The 13,976-nt window shown below is 70.7% G+C and carries 16 protein-coding genes and 2 pseudogenes; 2 read left to right on the top strand and 16 right to left on the bottom strand.

The annotated features are described in order from the left end of the window. Positions 1-13: 13 nt before the first annotated feature. Positions 14-1,051, bottom strand: a complete 1,038-nt coding sequence (gene pyrC / locus AC2YHA_RS18115; RefSeq protein ID WP_487402740.1) for a dihydroorotase — start codon at positions 1,049-1,051, stop codon at positions 14-16. 47 nt (positions 1,052-1,098) lie between these two features. On the opposite strand from pyrC, the gene ygfZ reads away from it, so the two are divergent. After that, a complete protein-coding gene (ygfZ, locus tag AC2YHA_RS18110) occupies positions 1,099-1,821 on the top strand; it encodes a CAF17-like 4Fe-4S cluster assembly/insertion protein YgfZ (protein WP_487402739.1) in 723 nt (240 codons plus the stop codon). Between the two features lie 351 nt (positions 1,822-2,172). Here the strand turns inward: ygfZ and AC2YHA_RS18105 are convergent, their stop codons facing one another. From AC2YHA_RS18105 to AC2YHA_RS18075, 7 genes and pseudogenes are all read right to left on the bottom strand, one after another. Further along, positions 2,173-3,309, bottom strand: coding sequence for an OmpA family protein (locus AC2YHA_RS18105; RefSeq protein ID WP_233784797.1), 1,137 nt, complete (start codon positions 3,307-3,309; stop codon positions 2,173-2,175). A 108-nt stretch (positions 3,310-3,417) separates the two neighbouring features. Further along, positions 3,418-3,921 carry a DUF2793 domain-containing protein gene (locus AC2YHA_RS18100; protein WP_233784796.1) on the bottom strand — a complete coding sequence of 168 codons (504 nt, stop codon included), beginning with the start codon at positions 3,919-3,921 and terminating at the stop codon, positions 3,418-3,420. Positions 3,922-3,933: 12 nt separating this feature from the next. Then, entirely contained in the window at positions 3,934-5,028 is a 1,095-nt protein-coding gene (locus AC2YHA_RS18095) for a GTA baseplate fiber-binding domain-containing protein (protein ID WP_487402738.1), read from the bottom strand. Further along, a complete protein-coding gene (locus AC2YHA_RS18090) occupies positions 4,980-6,080 on the bottom strand; it encodes a phage tail protein (protein ID WP_487402737.1) in 1,101 nt (366 codons plus the stop codon). Before AC2YHA_RS18090 ends, AC2YHA_RS18095 begins: the two co-directional genes overlap by 49 nt. A 3-nt stretch (positions 6,081-6,083) precedes the next feature. Next, positions 6,084-6,443 (bottom strand): peptidoglycan endopeptidase, encoded by a 360-nt coding sequence (locus tag AC2YHA_RS18085; RefSeq protein WP_487402736.1) that lies wholly within the window; start codon positions 6,441-6,443, stop codon positions 6,084-6,086. Further along, a pseudogene (locus AC2YHA_RS18080) lies at positions 6,440-7,247 on the bottom strand (DUF2163 domain-containing protein). The gene AC2YHA_RS18085 and the pseudogene AC2YHA_RS18080 overlap by 4 nt, the downstream one beginning before the upstream one ends. Positions 7,248-7,362: 115 nt before the next feature. Beyond that, positions 7,363-9,644, bottom strand: a pseudogene (locus tag AC2YHA_RS18075) (phage distal tail protein, Rcc01695 family). 35 nt (positions 9,645-9,679) lie between these two features. On the opposite strand from AC2YHA_RS18075, the gene AC2YHA_RS18070 reads away from it, so the two are divergent. After that, positions 9,680-9,931, top strand: coding sequence for a hypothetical protein (locus AC2YHA_RS18070; protein ID WP_487402735.1), 252 nt, complete (start codon positions 9,680-9,682; stop codon positions 9,929-9,931). On the opposite strand, the gene AC2YHA_RS18065 is transcribed toward AC2YHA_RS18070, so the two are convergent. The 8 genes from AC2YHA_RS18065 to AC2YHA_RS18030 form a co-directional block, all read right to left on the bottom strand. Further along, positions 9,928-10,497: a tail tape measure protein gene (locus AC2YHA_RS18065; RefSeq protein WP_487402734.1), complete on the bottom strand. Its 570-nt coding sequence runs from the start codon at positions 10,495-10,497 to the stop codon at positions 9,928-9,930. The two genes, AC2YHA_RS18070 and AC2YHA_RS18065, sit on opposite strands and share 4 nt — an antisense overlap. Then, a complete protein-coding gene (locus AC2YHA_RS18060; protein ID WP_233784789.1) occupies positions 10,490-10,660 on the bottom strand; it encodes a phage tail assembly chaperone in 171 nt (56 codons plus the stop codon). Before AC2YHA_RS18060 ends, AC2YHA_RS18065 begins: the two co-directional genes overlap by 8 nt. 49 nt (positions 10,661-10,709) lie before the next feature. Then, entirely contained in the window at positions 10,710-11,021 is a 312-nt protein-coding gene (locus tag AC2YHA_RS18055; RefSeq protein WP_487402733.1) for a gene transfer agent family protein, read from the bottom strand. Further along, complete coding sequence (locus AC2YHA_RS18050) at positions 11,018-11,425, bottom strand: phage major tail protein, TP901-1 family (RefSeq protein ID WP_487402732.1); 408 nt, start codon at positions 11,423-11,425, stop codon at positions 11,018-11,020. The genes AC2YHA_RS18055 and AC2YHA_RS18050 overlap by 4 nt, the downstream gene beginning before the upstream one ends. A 156-nt stretch (positions 11,426-11,581) precedes the next feature. Then, the gene (gp17, locus tag AC2YHA_RS18045) at positions 11,582-11,980 is read right to left on the bottom strand and encodes a tail completion protein gp17 (RefSeq protein WP_487402731.1); all 399 of its coding nucleotides are present in this window, start codon (positions 11,978-11,980) and stop codon (positions 11,582-11,584) included. Further along, positions 11,977-12,180 (bottom strand): hypothetical protein, encoded by a 204-nt coding sequence (locus tag AC2YHA_RS18040; protein WP_487402730.1) that lies wholly within the window; start codon positions 12,178-12,180, stop codon positions 11,977-11,979. Before AC2YHA_RS18040 ends, gp17 begins: the two co-directional genes overlap by 4 nt. After that, positions 12,174-12,728: a head-tail connector protein gene (locus AC2YHA_RS18035; RefSeq protein WP_487402729.1), complete on the bottom strand. Its 555-nt coding sequence runs from the start codon at positions 12,726-12,728 to the stop codon at positions 12,174-12,176. Before AC2YHA_RS18035 ends, AC2YHA_RS18040 begins: the two co-directional genes overlap by 7 nt. A 68-nt stretch (positions 12,729-12,796) precedes the next feature. Beyond that, on the bottom strand, positions 12,797-13,846 hold the full coding sequence (locus tag AC2YHA_RS18030) for a phage major capsid protein (protein WP_487402728.1): 1,050 nt from the start codon (positions 13,844-13,846) through the stop codon (positions 12,797-12,799). Positions 13,847-13,976: the final 130 nt, after the last annotated feature.

Raw genomic sequence — 13,976 nt, 5'->3', positions numbered from 1 at the left:
CGCCGCGCCAGCGCTATTCCACCATCCGCCACCTGAGCCGCTCGCCCGCCCGGAACGGCACCACCGCGCTCCCGCCGGCGGCGATCCGCTCGGGCACCGTCCACTCGGCCCGCTCGAGGGTCACCGTCCCCTCGTTGAGCGGCAGGCCATAGAAGCGCGCGCCGTTCCCGCTGGCGAACGCCTCGAACCGGTCGAGCGCGCCATCTTCCTCGAACACCTCGGCATAGAGCTCGAGCGCATGCAGCCCGGTGAAGATCCCCGCGCACCCACATGCGCTCTCCTTGGCCTCCACCATATGCGGAGCGGTATCCGTGCCGAGGAAGATGTTGGGCGCTCCGGAGGTCGTCGCACGCCGCACCGCCAGCCGATGCCGCTCACGCTTAGCGACCGGCAGGCAGTAGGCGTGGGGCCTCAGCCCGCCGGCGAAGATCGCGTTGCGGTTGATGATCATGTGCTGCGGCGTCACCGTCGCTCCGACGCGTCCGGGGTGCGCGAGCACGAAATCGGCGGCCTCGGCGGTGGTGATATGCTCGAGCACGACGCGCAGCTCAGGAATGTCGCGCAGCAACGGCGCCAGTACGCGCTCGATGAACACCGCCTCGCGATCGAACACGTCGACCTCGGGATCGGTCACCTCGCCGTGGATGAGCAGCGGCATGCCGATCCGCTGCATCGTCTCCAGCACCGGCATGATCGCGGCGATCCGCGTCACGCCATGAGCCGAGTTGGTGGTGGCATTGGCCGGATAGAGCTTGCAGGCCGCAAACACGCCCTGGACGAAGCCGCGCTCCACCTCGCCCGGATCGGTGGCATCGGTGAGATAGCAGGTCATCAGCGGCGCGAAGCCGCTCTCCTCCGGCACCGCGGCGAGGATGCGCGTGCGATAAGCCTCGGCGGCGGCGATATCGGTCACCGGCGGAGCCAGGTTGGGCATCACGATCGCCCGCGCGAACTGGCGCGCGGTGAGCGGCGCGATCGCCGCCAGCATCGCGCCGTCGCGCAGATGCACATGCCAATCGTCGGGGCGGCGGATGGTGAGGCGATCGGTCATGCGGATGTCCGGCTTGGATTTGCGTCGGCCCCGCTTACCTAGACGTCATGGCCAACACCACCCTTGCCGACCGTGCATTGATCCGCGTCGCCGGCGATAATCCGCGGGACTTCCTCCAGGGCCTCGTGACACAGGACACCAATCTCGTCGCCCCGAATGTACCACGCTGGAGCGGCCTGCTGACGCCGCAGGGCAAGGCGCTGTTCGACTTCATCCTATGGGACGACGGCGACGCGCTGCTGATCGATTGCGAGGCAGGCGAGGCGGAGGCACTCGCGCGCCGCCTCGCCATGTACCGCCTGCGCCGCGCGATCACGATCGAGCCGGCCGCCGGTGCCGTCCATTGGTCGGCGGATGCGGACAAGGGCGTGCCCGATCCCCGCCTCGTTGAGCTCGGCCGCCGCTGGCTGGGCGAGAAAGGCGATCCAGCCGCCGGCTGGGTCGAGCATCGCCTGAAGCTCGGCGTCACGGAAGGCGTCGCCGAGCTCGGCCACGACGCGACGCTCTGGCTCGAATGCAATGCCGCAGAGCTGGGCGGGGTGAGCTTCGCCAAGGGCTGCTACGTTGGCCAGGAGAATACGGCGCGGATGCATCATCGCAGCAAGGTCAACCGCCGGCTGGTGGTGGCGCCGCTCGGCGAGCCGGGCGAGCGCACCCGTGCGATCTATCCGGAGCTCGGCCTGATGGTCGAGCATCGCCGCGTGGAGGCGTTGGGCGACGCGATCATGCCGGATTGGCTCGCGAACGCGGTCTCAGGCGAGGCTGATTGAGTCCATTGGGAGACGCGAAGGCACGAAGAAAGAAGGATCTGTTCGCGCAGAGACGCGGAGGCGCCTCGCCTGCTGCACCGTCAGCCGCGTAAGCGGTTTTCAAAGCTCCGGAGCCGCAGGTGAAAAGGTCTCGCTGACGCGAGACGGAGCTGCGAGCGAGACACCTCCGCGTTTCCGCGCGAACCTCTTAACTTTCTTCTTCTCTTCGAGCCTTCGCGCCTTCGCGTGAACAAACCCTTTTTTTCTCCACGTCTTACACGAACAAATCTCGATAAGCCCCAGCGCCCCAAACAAAAAGGGAGGCCGGTTGCCCGACCTCCCTGATTGTGTCGTCCGGAACCGGACGGTGGATTACATCCCCGAGCCAGGCCCGTAGGTGATTTCCACGCGACGGTTCTGGAGCTCGCGGACGCCATCGGCGGTCTCGACGCGCGGGCGGCTTTCGCCGAACGCTTCGGTCGAGATGACCCCGTCGGGGATTCCATGCGAGGTGAAGTAGGCCTTCACCGAGTCCGCGCGGCGCTGCGACAGGCCGACGTTGTACTTGGCGGAACCCGAACGATCGGCGTGACCGGCCAGCATGACCTGCGCGTTGCCGCAGTTCTGGTACGCCGAGATGGCGTTGTCCAGGATACCCGAGGCCTCCGGCGTGATGTCCGAGCGATCCCACTCGAAGAACACGATGTACGGTCCCGGCGTGCACACCGGCGGCGGAGGCGGCGGGGGCGGCGGCGGGGGAGGCGGCGGCGGGGGCGGCGGGGGCGGCGGCGGCGGGGGAGCCGCCGGCTCACCGAAGTTGTAGGTGAAGCCGCCGAGGATGCTGTGCGACCGGTAGCGACCCTCGTAGGTGCTGCCGACGACGTCGACGAACTTCGGATCCTGCGCATTGAAGAAGCGATACTTCAGCGTCGCGTCGATGTGGTCGGTGATCGGCGCACGGATACCGGCGAGGCCCTGCCATGCGAACACGGTGTCCGAATCGTTCAGGAACCAGCCGTTGGTGTTCAGCCCGTACTTGGCCTTGATGCGCGCGACACCGGCACCACCGCCGATGAAGCCCTGGATGCCGTCATCGTCGCCGAAGTCGAGCAACGCGTTCAGCATGAAGCTGAGAGCGCTGGTGTTGCCGCCGGCATAGTCATAATCGCCGGCCGGTGCCGTGCCGAGTACGCCCGCGCCATTGAACGCCGGCGTCGCCACGGTCGAACGATAGCCGTCGACGTTCGAACGCTTGTAGCCGACCTCTGCCTCGAGGCGGAACGCGCCGAAGTCGTAGCCGATGTTGCCGTCGAAATCATAGCCGTAACCGCTGTCGACGGTCGAGGCATTGCTGACGGTAGTGCCGGCAGCACTAGTGATGTCGAAGTCGATGTCCTCGACGAGAGTCACGCCGCCCTCGACGCCGACGTACCACGATTTATCGCGGGCGACGGCGGGAGCGCTGAGCGCGGTAGAGGCGAGCGCCAGAGCGACGACAAGCTTCCGCATCATAATCCCCTTTCAGTGACGTCCAACGGACAGCCCAAACTCCCTACCCTCAGCTTGGTTGCGGCGCAAGACGACAAATTCTGCGGACTGTTGCCTTATCGTCACAGTTTACGCGGATAAGACCAAGTGATGACGGCGTAAAACGTTGAGCACCTCGGCAAGGGTCGCGCGGGCTTCGGCGTCGATCGTTGCGCCTCCGATCGGATCGGGGATGGCCGGCGCGGGCGAAGCGAGCATCGGCTGACCCGCCAGGAGCAGGGTCTCCCCCACGATCTCGCCGAATTTCCAGGCCGTCTCGTATCGTGCCGCAACGCCGCGGTCCGCCACCCACACCGCCATGCCTTGCCGAGGTGCGACGAAGCGCCAGCCGCCCGCTGTCCAGCCCGCGATCTCGCCGGCATGTCCGGCCCAGCCTCCGGTCGGCGTGTCGCCCACGATCCAGCACTGGCCCTCCGCCGGGCCCTCCGGCGGCGCATCCACGCCCGCCGCCACGACTGCCGGCTGCACGATCATGTCGAGTGCGGCAAGCGCCTCGTTATGCGTCATCTCCTTCTGCACCTGCCCCGGCGCGAGCAGCGGCAGCGCCCAGCACGCGGTCATATCATCGTTCATATCTGTCCTCCGTCATTCCGACAGCGCCTGCGTGGCGGCGGGCGACCAGCCGAACGAACCGAGCTGCCGCACCTCGACGACCGTCGTTCCGATCGTCGCTCGATCAATTGACGCCTCGCTCGCGTCCGTGTCGATCGCCAGCGTCGACCCGTCGCCGCGGCGCAGCGTCACGCGATAGCGTTCGCTCTCCTCAGCAAGCGGTACATCCGCGCCGTCGATCCACCGCCAGCCGGCTCGGCTGCGCCGGACCCAGGCGAGCCGCATCGCCTCCTCCGATCGGCGCACCGTGACATGTACCGGAGAGGGCGGGCGCACCGACGCGCCAGTCACCGGCACGGCCGCGACAGGCGGCGCATCGCCATCCGCGACGCCTGAGGCCATGACCCTTGCCGTTCCGCCGATACTGCCGGCGGGCAGGTCGATGGTCGTCAGCGTCGGCGGCTCGAGCAGCACGAAGCGATCTCCCGCCACGGCCGCGCCGGTCGCCCATTCGGTTCCGCGCCGCCCGCGCCACAGTTCGGTGAGCCGCCAACGCCGCGGACCGATCCGTTCGGCGCGGCCGAACTGGACGATCTCGTCGCCGACCAGCGCCAGGTTGGCTCCGGCGTCGAGCGCCGCTGCATCGGCGTCGCCAAGCTCCATCGCTTCATTCGCGAGCATCACCTCAATCGCATGACGCCGATCGATCAGTGCCGCCCCCGCTGCACCGGGGGCGACCACGACGTCGCCGAGCACCGCCGGCATGGGCGTGCGCCCGGCCGGCGTCCAGCTCGCTCCGTCGGCGCTGATCTGCAGCGCGGCGCTCCGCCACCCGGCGCCGGTACCCGCCACCGCGATCGTCAGCCGCGGCGCGGAGAGCACCGCATCGTCGGTTGGCGGGATCTCGAAGGCATGGACGACCGTGCGCCCCGCCGTCAGGTCCGGCGCGCTGCTCACCCGTCCCGGCGCGGCGGTCGCCGGCGCCATCGCCCGGGCGATCCGCTTCAATTCGAGGCCGAGCACCATCCCCTCGAGCGACCAGCCTGCCACTCGCCAGCGCCCCTGCTCGCCGGCGATCGTCACGCGATCCCCCGGCGCGATCCCGATCGCCCGCCAGTCGAGCGACACCGTCCGCCGCTCCGCTCGACGTCGAGCCGTCCGAGCGCCGCCGCCGCGATCCGCTTGGCTCCGGCCGCATCGAGCACCACCGGCAGTTCGATCCGCGCCGTCCGCGATCCCGCCCCCGGCCGGTCGGCGCGCTGCAGTCCCGCCTGGTAATCCCGTGCCGGATCATAATAGCCGAGCGTCAGGCCGCGCGGCGCCGTGTCCGCCGGCGCGATCGCCCGGCTCCCGCGCTTGCCCTCACCGACACCGTCGTCGGCGATCGCCGCTGCAACGCCCTCGCCGGTCCTCAATGCTAGCCGATCGCCCTCGGCCGCAAACCAGGCGCTGCCCGCCTCTGCGAGCCCGTCGACCACGTCGCGCCGGCTCGCGCCATAAGCCGAATAGCCGCCGAGCATCGTCGCCGCTTCGCCGCCCGCGACCGCGCCGCCGGTCACCGTCTCGACGATGGAGCCGACGCTCACCGGCCCCGCATCCGCCTCGACCTCGAAGGTCAGCGACGGAATCCGGTTGCCGTAATCGGCGAGCGCCAGCTCCTCGAACACCGCATAGGCCTGCCCTCGGCACGCGGGCGTGAGCGCCGCCCCCTCTGCCGAAGCGATCAGCGGATCGACCGCCTGCTCCTCTCCGCCGAGATGCAGGCGAAACCCGCCGACCGAAGTCTTGAAATCCCCCGCAGCGCCCCGCAGCAGCTTCCCGTCCGCCCAGATCCGCCACACGCCCCGGATCGCCCGCGCCGACAGCAACACCGCGAACGACACCGAATAGGAGTAGCTCGTGGTCGACGGCGCGCCCTTGCCCCCGCCGCTGCGCGTGCGATGCTCGATGAGGTCGGTCGACCAGATCACCGTCCCCGCCACGCGCATCGTCCCGAACAGGTGCGGGATCGGCGCGCCATAGGAGGACATCTGCACCGCAAGGTCGGTCAGCCGCGGCCCTTCGCGACCCTTGGGCCGGAAGATCTGCCGGTCGGCCGCACCGCCCAGCACGGCCCCCAGCGCCGCTCCGATCGGCCCGCCGATCGCGCCGCCCACCGCCGTCAGCACCAGCGTCGCCATATCCTACTCCTTCCGCCAGCGCCCGAGCACCGGCCATGGCGGTGCTCCCGGCCGCTCGACGACGCGCCCGAGCCCCGCATCGGCATGGACGAACCCGCTGTCGGTCGCGACGCCGAGATGAAGCTGCCCCGGCCCCGTCCGCATCAGCAGGAGATCGCCGGCCGCCGCGCCCTCCGCGGCCGCCAACCCCGCCGCCGTGATCGCGCGGGCGGCCCGCTCCGTATCCCCGGTCCGCAACCGATAGCCGCGCGGCACCTCGACCCCGAACGCCAGCCCGGCCAATCCCACGCAATCCAGCCCGTCCGCCGCCGATCGCCCGTGCAGCCGGAACCGCGCGCCCACCGCACCCCGCGCCGCGCTCACGCTCCCGGGTAGCGCGTCAACAGGTCGATCCCCGGCAGATAAGGCTCCCCGCGGAAGTTCACGGCATTGCCGAACCGCGCCGAGCAGGTCGCCAGGCTCTTGTCGCACCCCTCGATCACCTCGACGCGGTCGCCCGGCGCCGGCACGAACCGCGGCACCGTCCGCAGCGTCACCATCGCCCCGCTCGACGCGACGATCGCATCCTCCAGTCCCGAATTCGCGCCGCCGAACCACCGCAGTCTCCCCCCGCCCCAGCCGTTCGCCACCGGCTCCGCCACGTCGAGCGTCACCGTCTCGTCCTCCGCCGCCGTCACGCGCGAAGCGCCGCCGCCCGGCCATCGCCACCCGGCATCGCCGGTCGCCGAGCTCGGCGCGGCATTCGGGAGAGGTCTCCTCGCACACCGGCGCATCCAGCACCGCCGCGACGCCCTTCAGCTCCGCGGTGAAGTTGCCGTCCGCGGTCTCGACCGCCCCGATCGTCCCTTCGCCCAGCGCGATGCGCCGGCCGGTGTCGGTCCAGTCGACCGCGAAGATCGCCACCCGCGCCCCGTCCCAGCGCCCCGCCAGCAGGTCGCGTTCCCCGATCGCCGCGCTGGTCAGGGCTCCGCTCACGTCCATGCTGCTGGGGTCCGCGCCGTCGCCGCGCTTGATCGCCGACGGCACCATGCCGGGGCTCGCGCGATAGATATTGCCGTCGATCACCAGGTCGCGGTCATGCGCGGTGAGCCCGATCCCCACTCCATCGCGCCGCTCGAGCCTCCAGCACAGCGCCAGCGTCGTGATCGGTTCATCCAGCCAGCTCATAAATAAAGCCCTCTCCCCTCTGGGGAGAGGGTTGGGAGAGGGGCGGTGTCTCACCGAGCCCGCCGCCTGCCGCACTGCCCCTCTCCCCGGCCCTCTCCCCGACGGGGAGAGGGAATTATCCTTCCCTCACCTCGACCAGCGGCACGCTCGGCACCACGCCGGCCAGGAACGTCGCCCGGCTCGCGCTCAGCCGGTCCTCGGCAAAGCGCACCGGCACGTCGAAGTCGAAGCTCGCCTCCACCCAGGTGCCGGCGGCGGGCGGCGCGTCGAACGCCACCCAGCCGCCCTCCTCCAGCGTGAACGCCGCGGTCTCGACGCCGCCGACGAACGCCGTCACGCTCCCCGCCACCGGCCGCGTGATCCGCCGCGCGACCTCGCCATAATGCTTGACCAGCGCGAACCGCATGCGGCTACCGTCGCCGATCCCGATCCGCTCGCGCTCGCCCCGCCAGTCGAACGGATCACGCAGCCGAAAGCCCCGCGCCGGACCCATCCGCGCACGGAAGAAGGCGAGCAGCTCGGCGACATCGGCCTCGCTGCGCACCCCCGGCCCCACGTCGTAGCGCGTCCGCGCCTCCGCCCAGCCGGCGTTGCGGCTCTCCCGCCCGCCGGCAGACGTCACGATCGCGGTCGACGTCTCGGGGATCACTTCCGCCTCGCGCCCCAGCGCCAGCGGAAAGCGCACGTCGTCGAACCCCTGCACCGTTTCCTCCTCATCGAAATGCACGAAGCCGTCGCGCATCACCTGCGGCAGCGCCCAGACGAAGCTCGCCGCCACGCCCCGCCGCCGCGCCGCCTCGGCCGCCGCATCGATCGCCGCCCACTGCGCGCGGTCCTCGGGCCTCAGCACGAACCCCGCGAAATAATGTTGCCGCTCAGTCGGATAGCCGAGCCGCCCCTCGGCGGCGGCGACCCCGCGCGCGGTCGCGCCGGGATTGCCCGTCGCCGCCCAGTCGTAATCCTCGAGTTGGAGCACATCGAACGCCGGGCTCGCCCAGCCGAGCGGCAGGTTGGCGCGCTTGGCCTCGGGCGCCCGCCCGTCGAGCACGGTCGGCAGATAGGCGAGCAGCAACGTCTCCGCCCCCGGCGCCGCTGCCTACACCGCCGCCGTCAGCGCGGCAGTCGACTCCGCCAGCAGTGCGCCAGCCCGGTCGAGCAGCGCCTTCTGCGCCGCATCGAGCGGCGCGAACATCGTCGGGATCTCGACGGTCTCCGCCCCGAATGCCGCCCGCGCCGCCGCGTCATAGAGGCACGGCCGCCCGTCCCCCGGCACCGTCCACCACCAGGGCTCGCCGACCTGGAACTTGACCGGCAGGCCCGCCTCCAGCGCGATACCGACGAACGCCAGCGCCACCTGACGCAGATAGCCCATCGCTCCGGCATGGGCCGGCGACAGCAAGGTAGAGGGCGGCTCCCACCCGGTCAGCGCCATCTCGCCGTTCCACGTGCGCTGCGCCCAGTCGCCCCAGCAATGCTGCGCCAGCATCTCGTATGACAGCGACCAGATGACATCGTAGCCGAGCGCCTTCGCCCGCATGGCGAAGTCCCTGTGCCATGCCAGCGCCGCGACGTTGAGCACCCCGCCTGCGAGGCTCACATAATAGCCGCCGGAATTCGCCTCGAGCCGGAAATAATGGCTCATCCCGACATAATGGTGATCGCCCCGCGATAGCCGAGGTGCAGCGCGTTCCTCAGCAGCCGCGCCGGCGTCAGGTGATAGCTGTCGTCATACCCCCCGGCGATGCCGATCCCGTGCTCCGGCACGATCGTGTCGCCGATCGCCAGCACCGCGCCCGGTCCCTCGCAGCTGATGCCGCTGATCTCGACCCAACCCTCCGCCCGCGCGTCGAGCGGCGTATCGTCGCCCTCGACATAGCCCGGCGCCACCAGCGACACGAATATCCGGTCGATATCCCCGGCGAACACCGGATCGGCCTCGCCCGGCCACTCGAACCCGCCGACGAGCGCATCGAAATCGATCGCGACCGCCGCGTCCTCGGGCGTTCCCGTCGCATAGTTCCACAGCCGCACGTACCAGGCGCGCGGATTGCCCGCGGCATCGCGCCCCTCGATCGTCAGTGTCGGCCCATGCGTCGCATCGAGCGCCCGCACCCCCGACGACCGCCAGCGGAAGCTCAGCCGGCATCCGCGAAAGTCACGCGACGTCTCGTAGCGCAGCAGCGGATGATCGTGGACATCCTCCGCCTCCCAGATCAGCCCGGCAAGATCGCTCCGCCGATAGAAGACCGCATCGACCCTCAACGCATCCGCGCCGGTCGACACCACGCTCGCGCCCATCGGCCGCGGGAAGTTGACCGTCCAGAATCGCGGATCGAAGCGCTGGATGAAGCCGGCGATGCCGTCCTTCGGCACCCGGCCGGCAAGCCAGTGACCCAATTGCCGTCTCCCTTTGGTTGGACGATGATGACCGGATGGAAAAACAGGTCGCCATCCTCATGGGCAACGAGGTTGATCGACGCGTCGTCGTCACAGAGGACGGCAACGGACATTTCCGCTGGTATGAAGAGGCGTTCGTCACTCTGGACGAAACCCCGGAGGGCGGCGTCATCTACGAATATTGGAGTTCCGTCTGGATTCCGCCGGGGCTCTACGCCAATGCCGCCGATGCAATTGCCGATGCGAAAGCCAATTTCGATTGGCTGGGAGCGTCCGCCGCGGATTAATCCATTTCCATCAGCGCCTGCCGCACCGCGCGCGCCACCTGCCGGCTCGACTGCTGCAGCGCCGCCGGCGCCTCGCCGCCGCGCGCGTTGACCGTGATTGCGACCCGCACCTCGCGCGGCCCCGCCGCCGCGGCCGGCGCCGCCACCCGCCCGCTCGTCGTCGGCACGAACAGCTCGGGCCCGCGCTCGCCGACCAGATAGGCCGCGCCCGGCGACACCGGTCCGCCCGTCGCGCGTCCCGGCAACCCCAGCAGCGCGGTCAGCAGCCCGCCGGCACCGCCGCCGCTTCCGCCCGATCCGCCGTGCAGGATCGCATCGATCCCGCTGCGCACTGCCGCCGTCGCGATCTCCGACAGCACCTGCAGCGCGAGCTTGCCCAGGTCGTCGAATCCGACCTTGCCGGTCGCGATCGCCCGCGCCAGCGAGGTCTCGATGCGTCGCCCGGCGCGATCGACCCCGTCGGCGAACGGCCCTTCCAAGTTGCCGCGCATCTCGGCCACGTCCCTGGCGAAGGCGCCGGTATCGGCACGTACGCTGACGATCAGCCGCTCGATCTCCTCATCCATCGGGAAAAGCCTCCATCAGCCGCGCAAGCTCGCCGCCGCCGAGCGCGTCGGGCGCATCGCCCGCCACCGCCGCCACCAGCGCCCCCAGCTCCGCCGGCGTCGCATTCCAGAAGGTGTCGGGTGCCCAGCCGAACAAAACGCCGGCCAACCCTGCGAGCCGCACGGCGGCACTCCGAAAATCCTCCCCGGCACGGGGAGGATCTTCGCCTCCATCACCGCCCCGCCAGAATCTGCCCGACGAGCGCCTTCAGCACCGGCGTCGCGCTCACCAGTCCGCCGGCCACCACGGCCTCCCCGAACGCTTCCCGCGTCAGCCCATCCGGCCGTTCCCGCAGGCAATGCCAGAACAGCGCCGTCATCTCCCCGAGCGCCAGCCGCCCCTCCGCCGCCCGTTCGACCAGCGCGAACAGCGGCCCGATCTCGGCTTCGGCCGCCACCAGCGCAGCGAAGCTCGGCCGAACCGCCAGCTCGACGCCGCCGACCCGCAGCACCGCCTCGCCCCGCGCGGGGTTAACCCCGCTCACGCCGACACCACAGGCCCGGAGCTCTCCAGGCTGAGCGTGTAGGCCCGCTCCCCATTGAAATCGCCCGAATAGTCGAGCCGCGTGACCAGGAACCTGCCCGTCATCGTCTCGCCTCCCTCGAAGCTCAGCCGATAGTCGTCGAGCACGCCCGACAGCGCCGACGCCTTGATCCGCGCCTCCGCCGCGCTGCCGGTGAACACGCCGGCCCCCGACACGCTCACCGACCGCACGCCGGCCCCGGACAAGAGCTCGCGCCACCCGCCCGAATCCTTGGAGGTGATCGCCACCATCTCGCCGTTGATCGAAAGCTGCGTGGTCCTCAGCCCCGCCACCGTAGTGAATGCGGGCGTCGCCGTCCCATCCCCCACCTTGAGAAGGAACGCGCTTCCCTTTTCCGCCGCCATAAGACTCTCCCAAAAAATCCTCCCCGGCACGGGGAGGGGGACCATCCGCGCAGCGGATGGTGGAGGGGGCCCGCCTCCTCGGACGACATCGCCCGTGGCCCGCCCCCTCCACCACGCGACGACGTCGCGCGGTTCCCCTCCCCGCGCCGGGGAGGATCACATCGCCTCCAGCACCCGCACCCGATATTCGAGCACGCACAGCCATTTCCCCGGCCCGTCGCCGGTGGTCCGCGAACGCAGGAAGGCGATGCTCGCCACCCGCCACCCCGCGACCTCGCGCGGCATCGCCTCGATCGCCCGCTCCGCCAGCGCCGCGATCGTACCCAGCCGCGCCGGCGTCTCCGCCGCATCGCGCAGCATCACCGCCACGCGCACCTCGCGCCCGCGCGCGTCCTTGGTCCCCCAGTCGGCCGCCAGCGTCTCGCTCACCTCGGCGAAGGGCGTGGAGACACGCACCGCCGGTCCCGCGAACACGCCGTTGAGCAGCCCGCGCAGCTCGGCATTGTCCCGCAGCGCCTCGGCCACCGCTGCGCGCACCGCCGCTGCCCCGCTCACAGCCAGCCCCCCAGCCATCGGAGACGCGCGTCGGTCAGCCAGCGCCGCCGGAGCCCGCGCCCGCTGACGGCGACGCCCTCGTCGACCGCCTCCGCCCGCACGCCTTGCATCTCGCCCAGCGCGGCCAGCACCCGCTCGACGGCGCGCTGCCGTGCCCGCTCCGCCGCCGCGTCGCCCCGCGCTTCGACCCCGCTCAGCATCGCCCGCGCTCCGCCGACAGCCGCATCCGCCGGAACGGCCGCCACAACGCCGCGATCGCCGTCGGCGGCGCCGCACTGCCGGGCCGTGCGTTGAACAGATGCGCGGCGAGCAGCACCACGCCCTGCCGCACCGGCGCCGGGAGTGCCTCCCAGCTTTCGCCCGATCCGGCCAGGTAACGTATCGCGACCCGGTGCTCGCCGGCGCTGCGATGCGCCCGCACCCAGCCGTCGCCGGCCGCATCGATATCGACTGCATAGGCCTCCGCCGGCAGCACGATCGCCGTGCCATCGTCGGCCAGTCCTTCGACACCGGCAATGCCCTGCACCGGCCCCATCGTGAGCCGGGTCCAGCGCCCGTCCGCCGGCGCCGTCTCGTGCCATTCGCGCGCGATCATCGCCGCGCCGGTGAAGCTCTCGCACAGCGCCAGCGCCGCGGCCGCCTGCGTCTCGATCAATGCATCCTCGTCCGCGCTCGCGATCCTGAGGTGCGCCTTGGCGGCATCGCGCGCAGCCGCGATCGCCTCCGCCGGAAAGGGCGGTGGTGTCATGTTCGTCCCCCAATGTTGCCGTTACGCCGTCCTCCCTCTCCCGCATAGGAGAGGGAGGGGCCCTCCACTCAGCTCGCGGCGAACTTGATGAGCTTGATCGCCTCGGAGTTCGACACCATCCCGCCGATCCGCTTGGCGGCGTAGAAGTGGACGAACGGCTTGTTGGTGTAGGGATCGCGCATGATCTGCGTCTCGGTCCGCTCGGCGATCAGATAGCCCGCCTTGAAGTTGCCGAACGCGATCGACAGGCTGTTGGCGGCGATGTCGGGCATGTCCTCGGCCTCGACCACCGGATAGCCGAGCAGCGTCGCCGGCTGCCCCGCCGCGATCCCCGGCACCCACAGGAAGGCGCCGTCGCTGGTCTTGAACTTGCGGATCCTGGCCAGCGTCGCCGAGTTCATCACCCAGACGGCGCCCTGGCGATAGGGCGCGCGCAGCGCCTGCACCAGGTCGATCAGCACCTCCTCGGGATTGGCCGCGAACGCGCCCGCCGAGCCGCTCACCAGATGCTGCAGCGTCCCGAACGGCCGCGTCGCGTCGCCCGCCGCCGAGGTCGGCACCTTGAGGAAGCCCCGCGGCTTGTCGACGCCGTCGCCGTTGACGAACGCCGCGCCCTCGGCCTTGGCGAACTCGGTCGCGATCTCGTGCGCCAGCCATTCCTCGACGTCGAACGCGGCGTCGTCGAGCATCGCCTGGCTCGCCGCCGGATTGGCGTAGAGCTCGCCCATCGGCGGCGCCACCTCGTTGAAGGTCGGCGTGCCGGTCTCGGCCCGTGCGCCCGTCTCGCTCGCCCAGCCCGACGGCGTGCCGCCGGAGGCGACCAGCTTGCGATAGCCGGCCGATCCCACCTTCACCACATTGGCGATCGCGCGGATCGGCGAGATGCTCGCCAGCGTCTCGTCGATCGCCGCGTCGATCTCGCACGGCACCGCATAGCCGCCCGCGGCGTCGCTCGCCCCGCTCATCGCCTTGGTCTCGAGCATCGCGCCCGATCGCACGAAGCCCGCGAACGCGCCGTCCCGCGCGCTCGCCCCCGCCAGCGGCGGCCGCGCCGCCGGCACGCCCGCACCCTCCACCGCGCCGAAGCTCGCCTCCAGCGCGTCCATCACCTCACTCATCCCCGTCTCCTCCAAAAGAAAAAGGGCGCGCCCACCGGGGCACGCCCTTTCCGTCCAAAACCTGCGACCGGCACCGGCCGGCCGGTTTAGCTGTGTCGTCGCGGTGCCGGCCCGCTCCCCCACCCGGCCA

This window comes from Sphingomonas sp. SRI_018 (genome assembly GCF_057586275.1).
The sequence above is the reverse complement of the archived record's forward strand: the minus strand, read 5'-3'. Positions and strand labels throughout refer to the sequence as shown.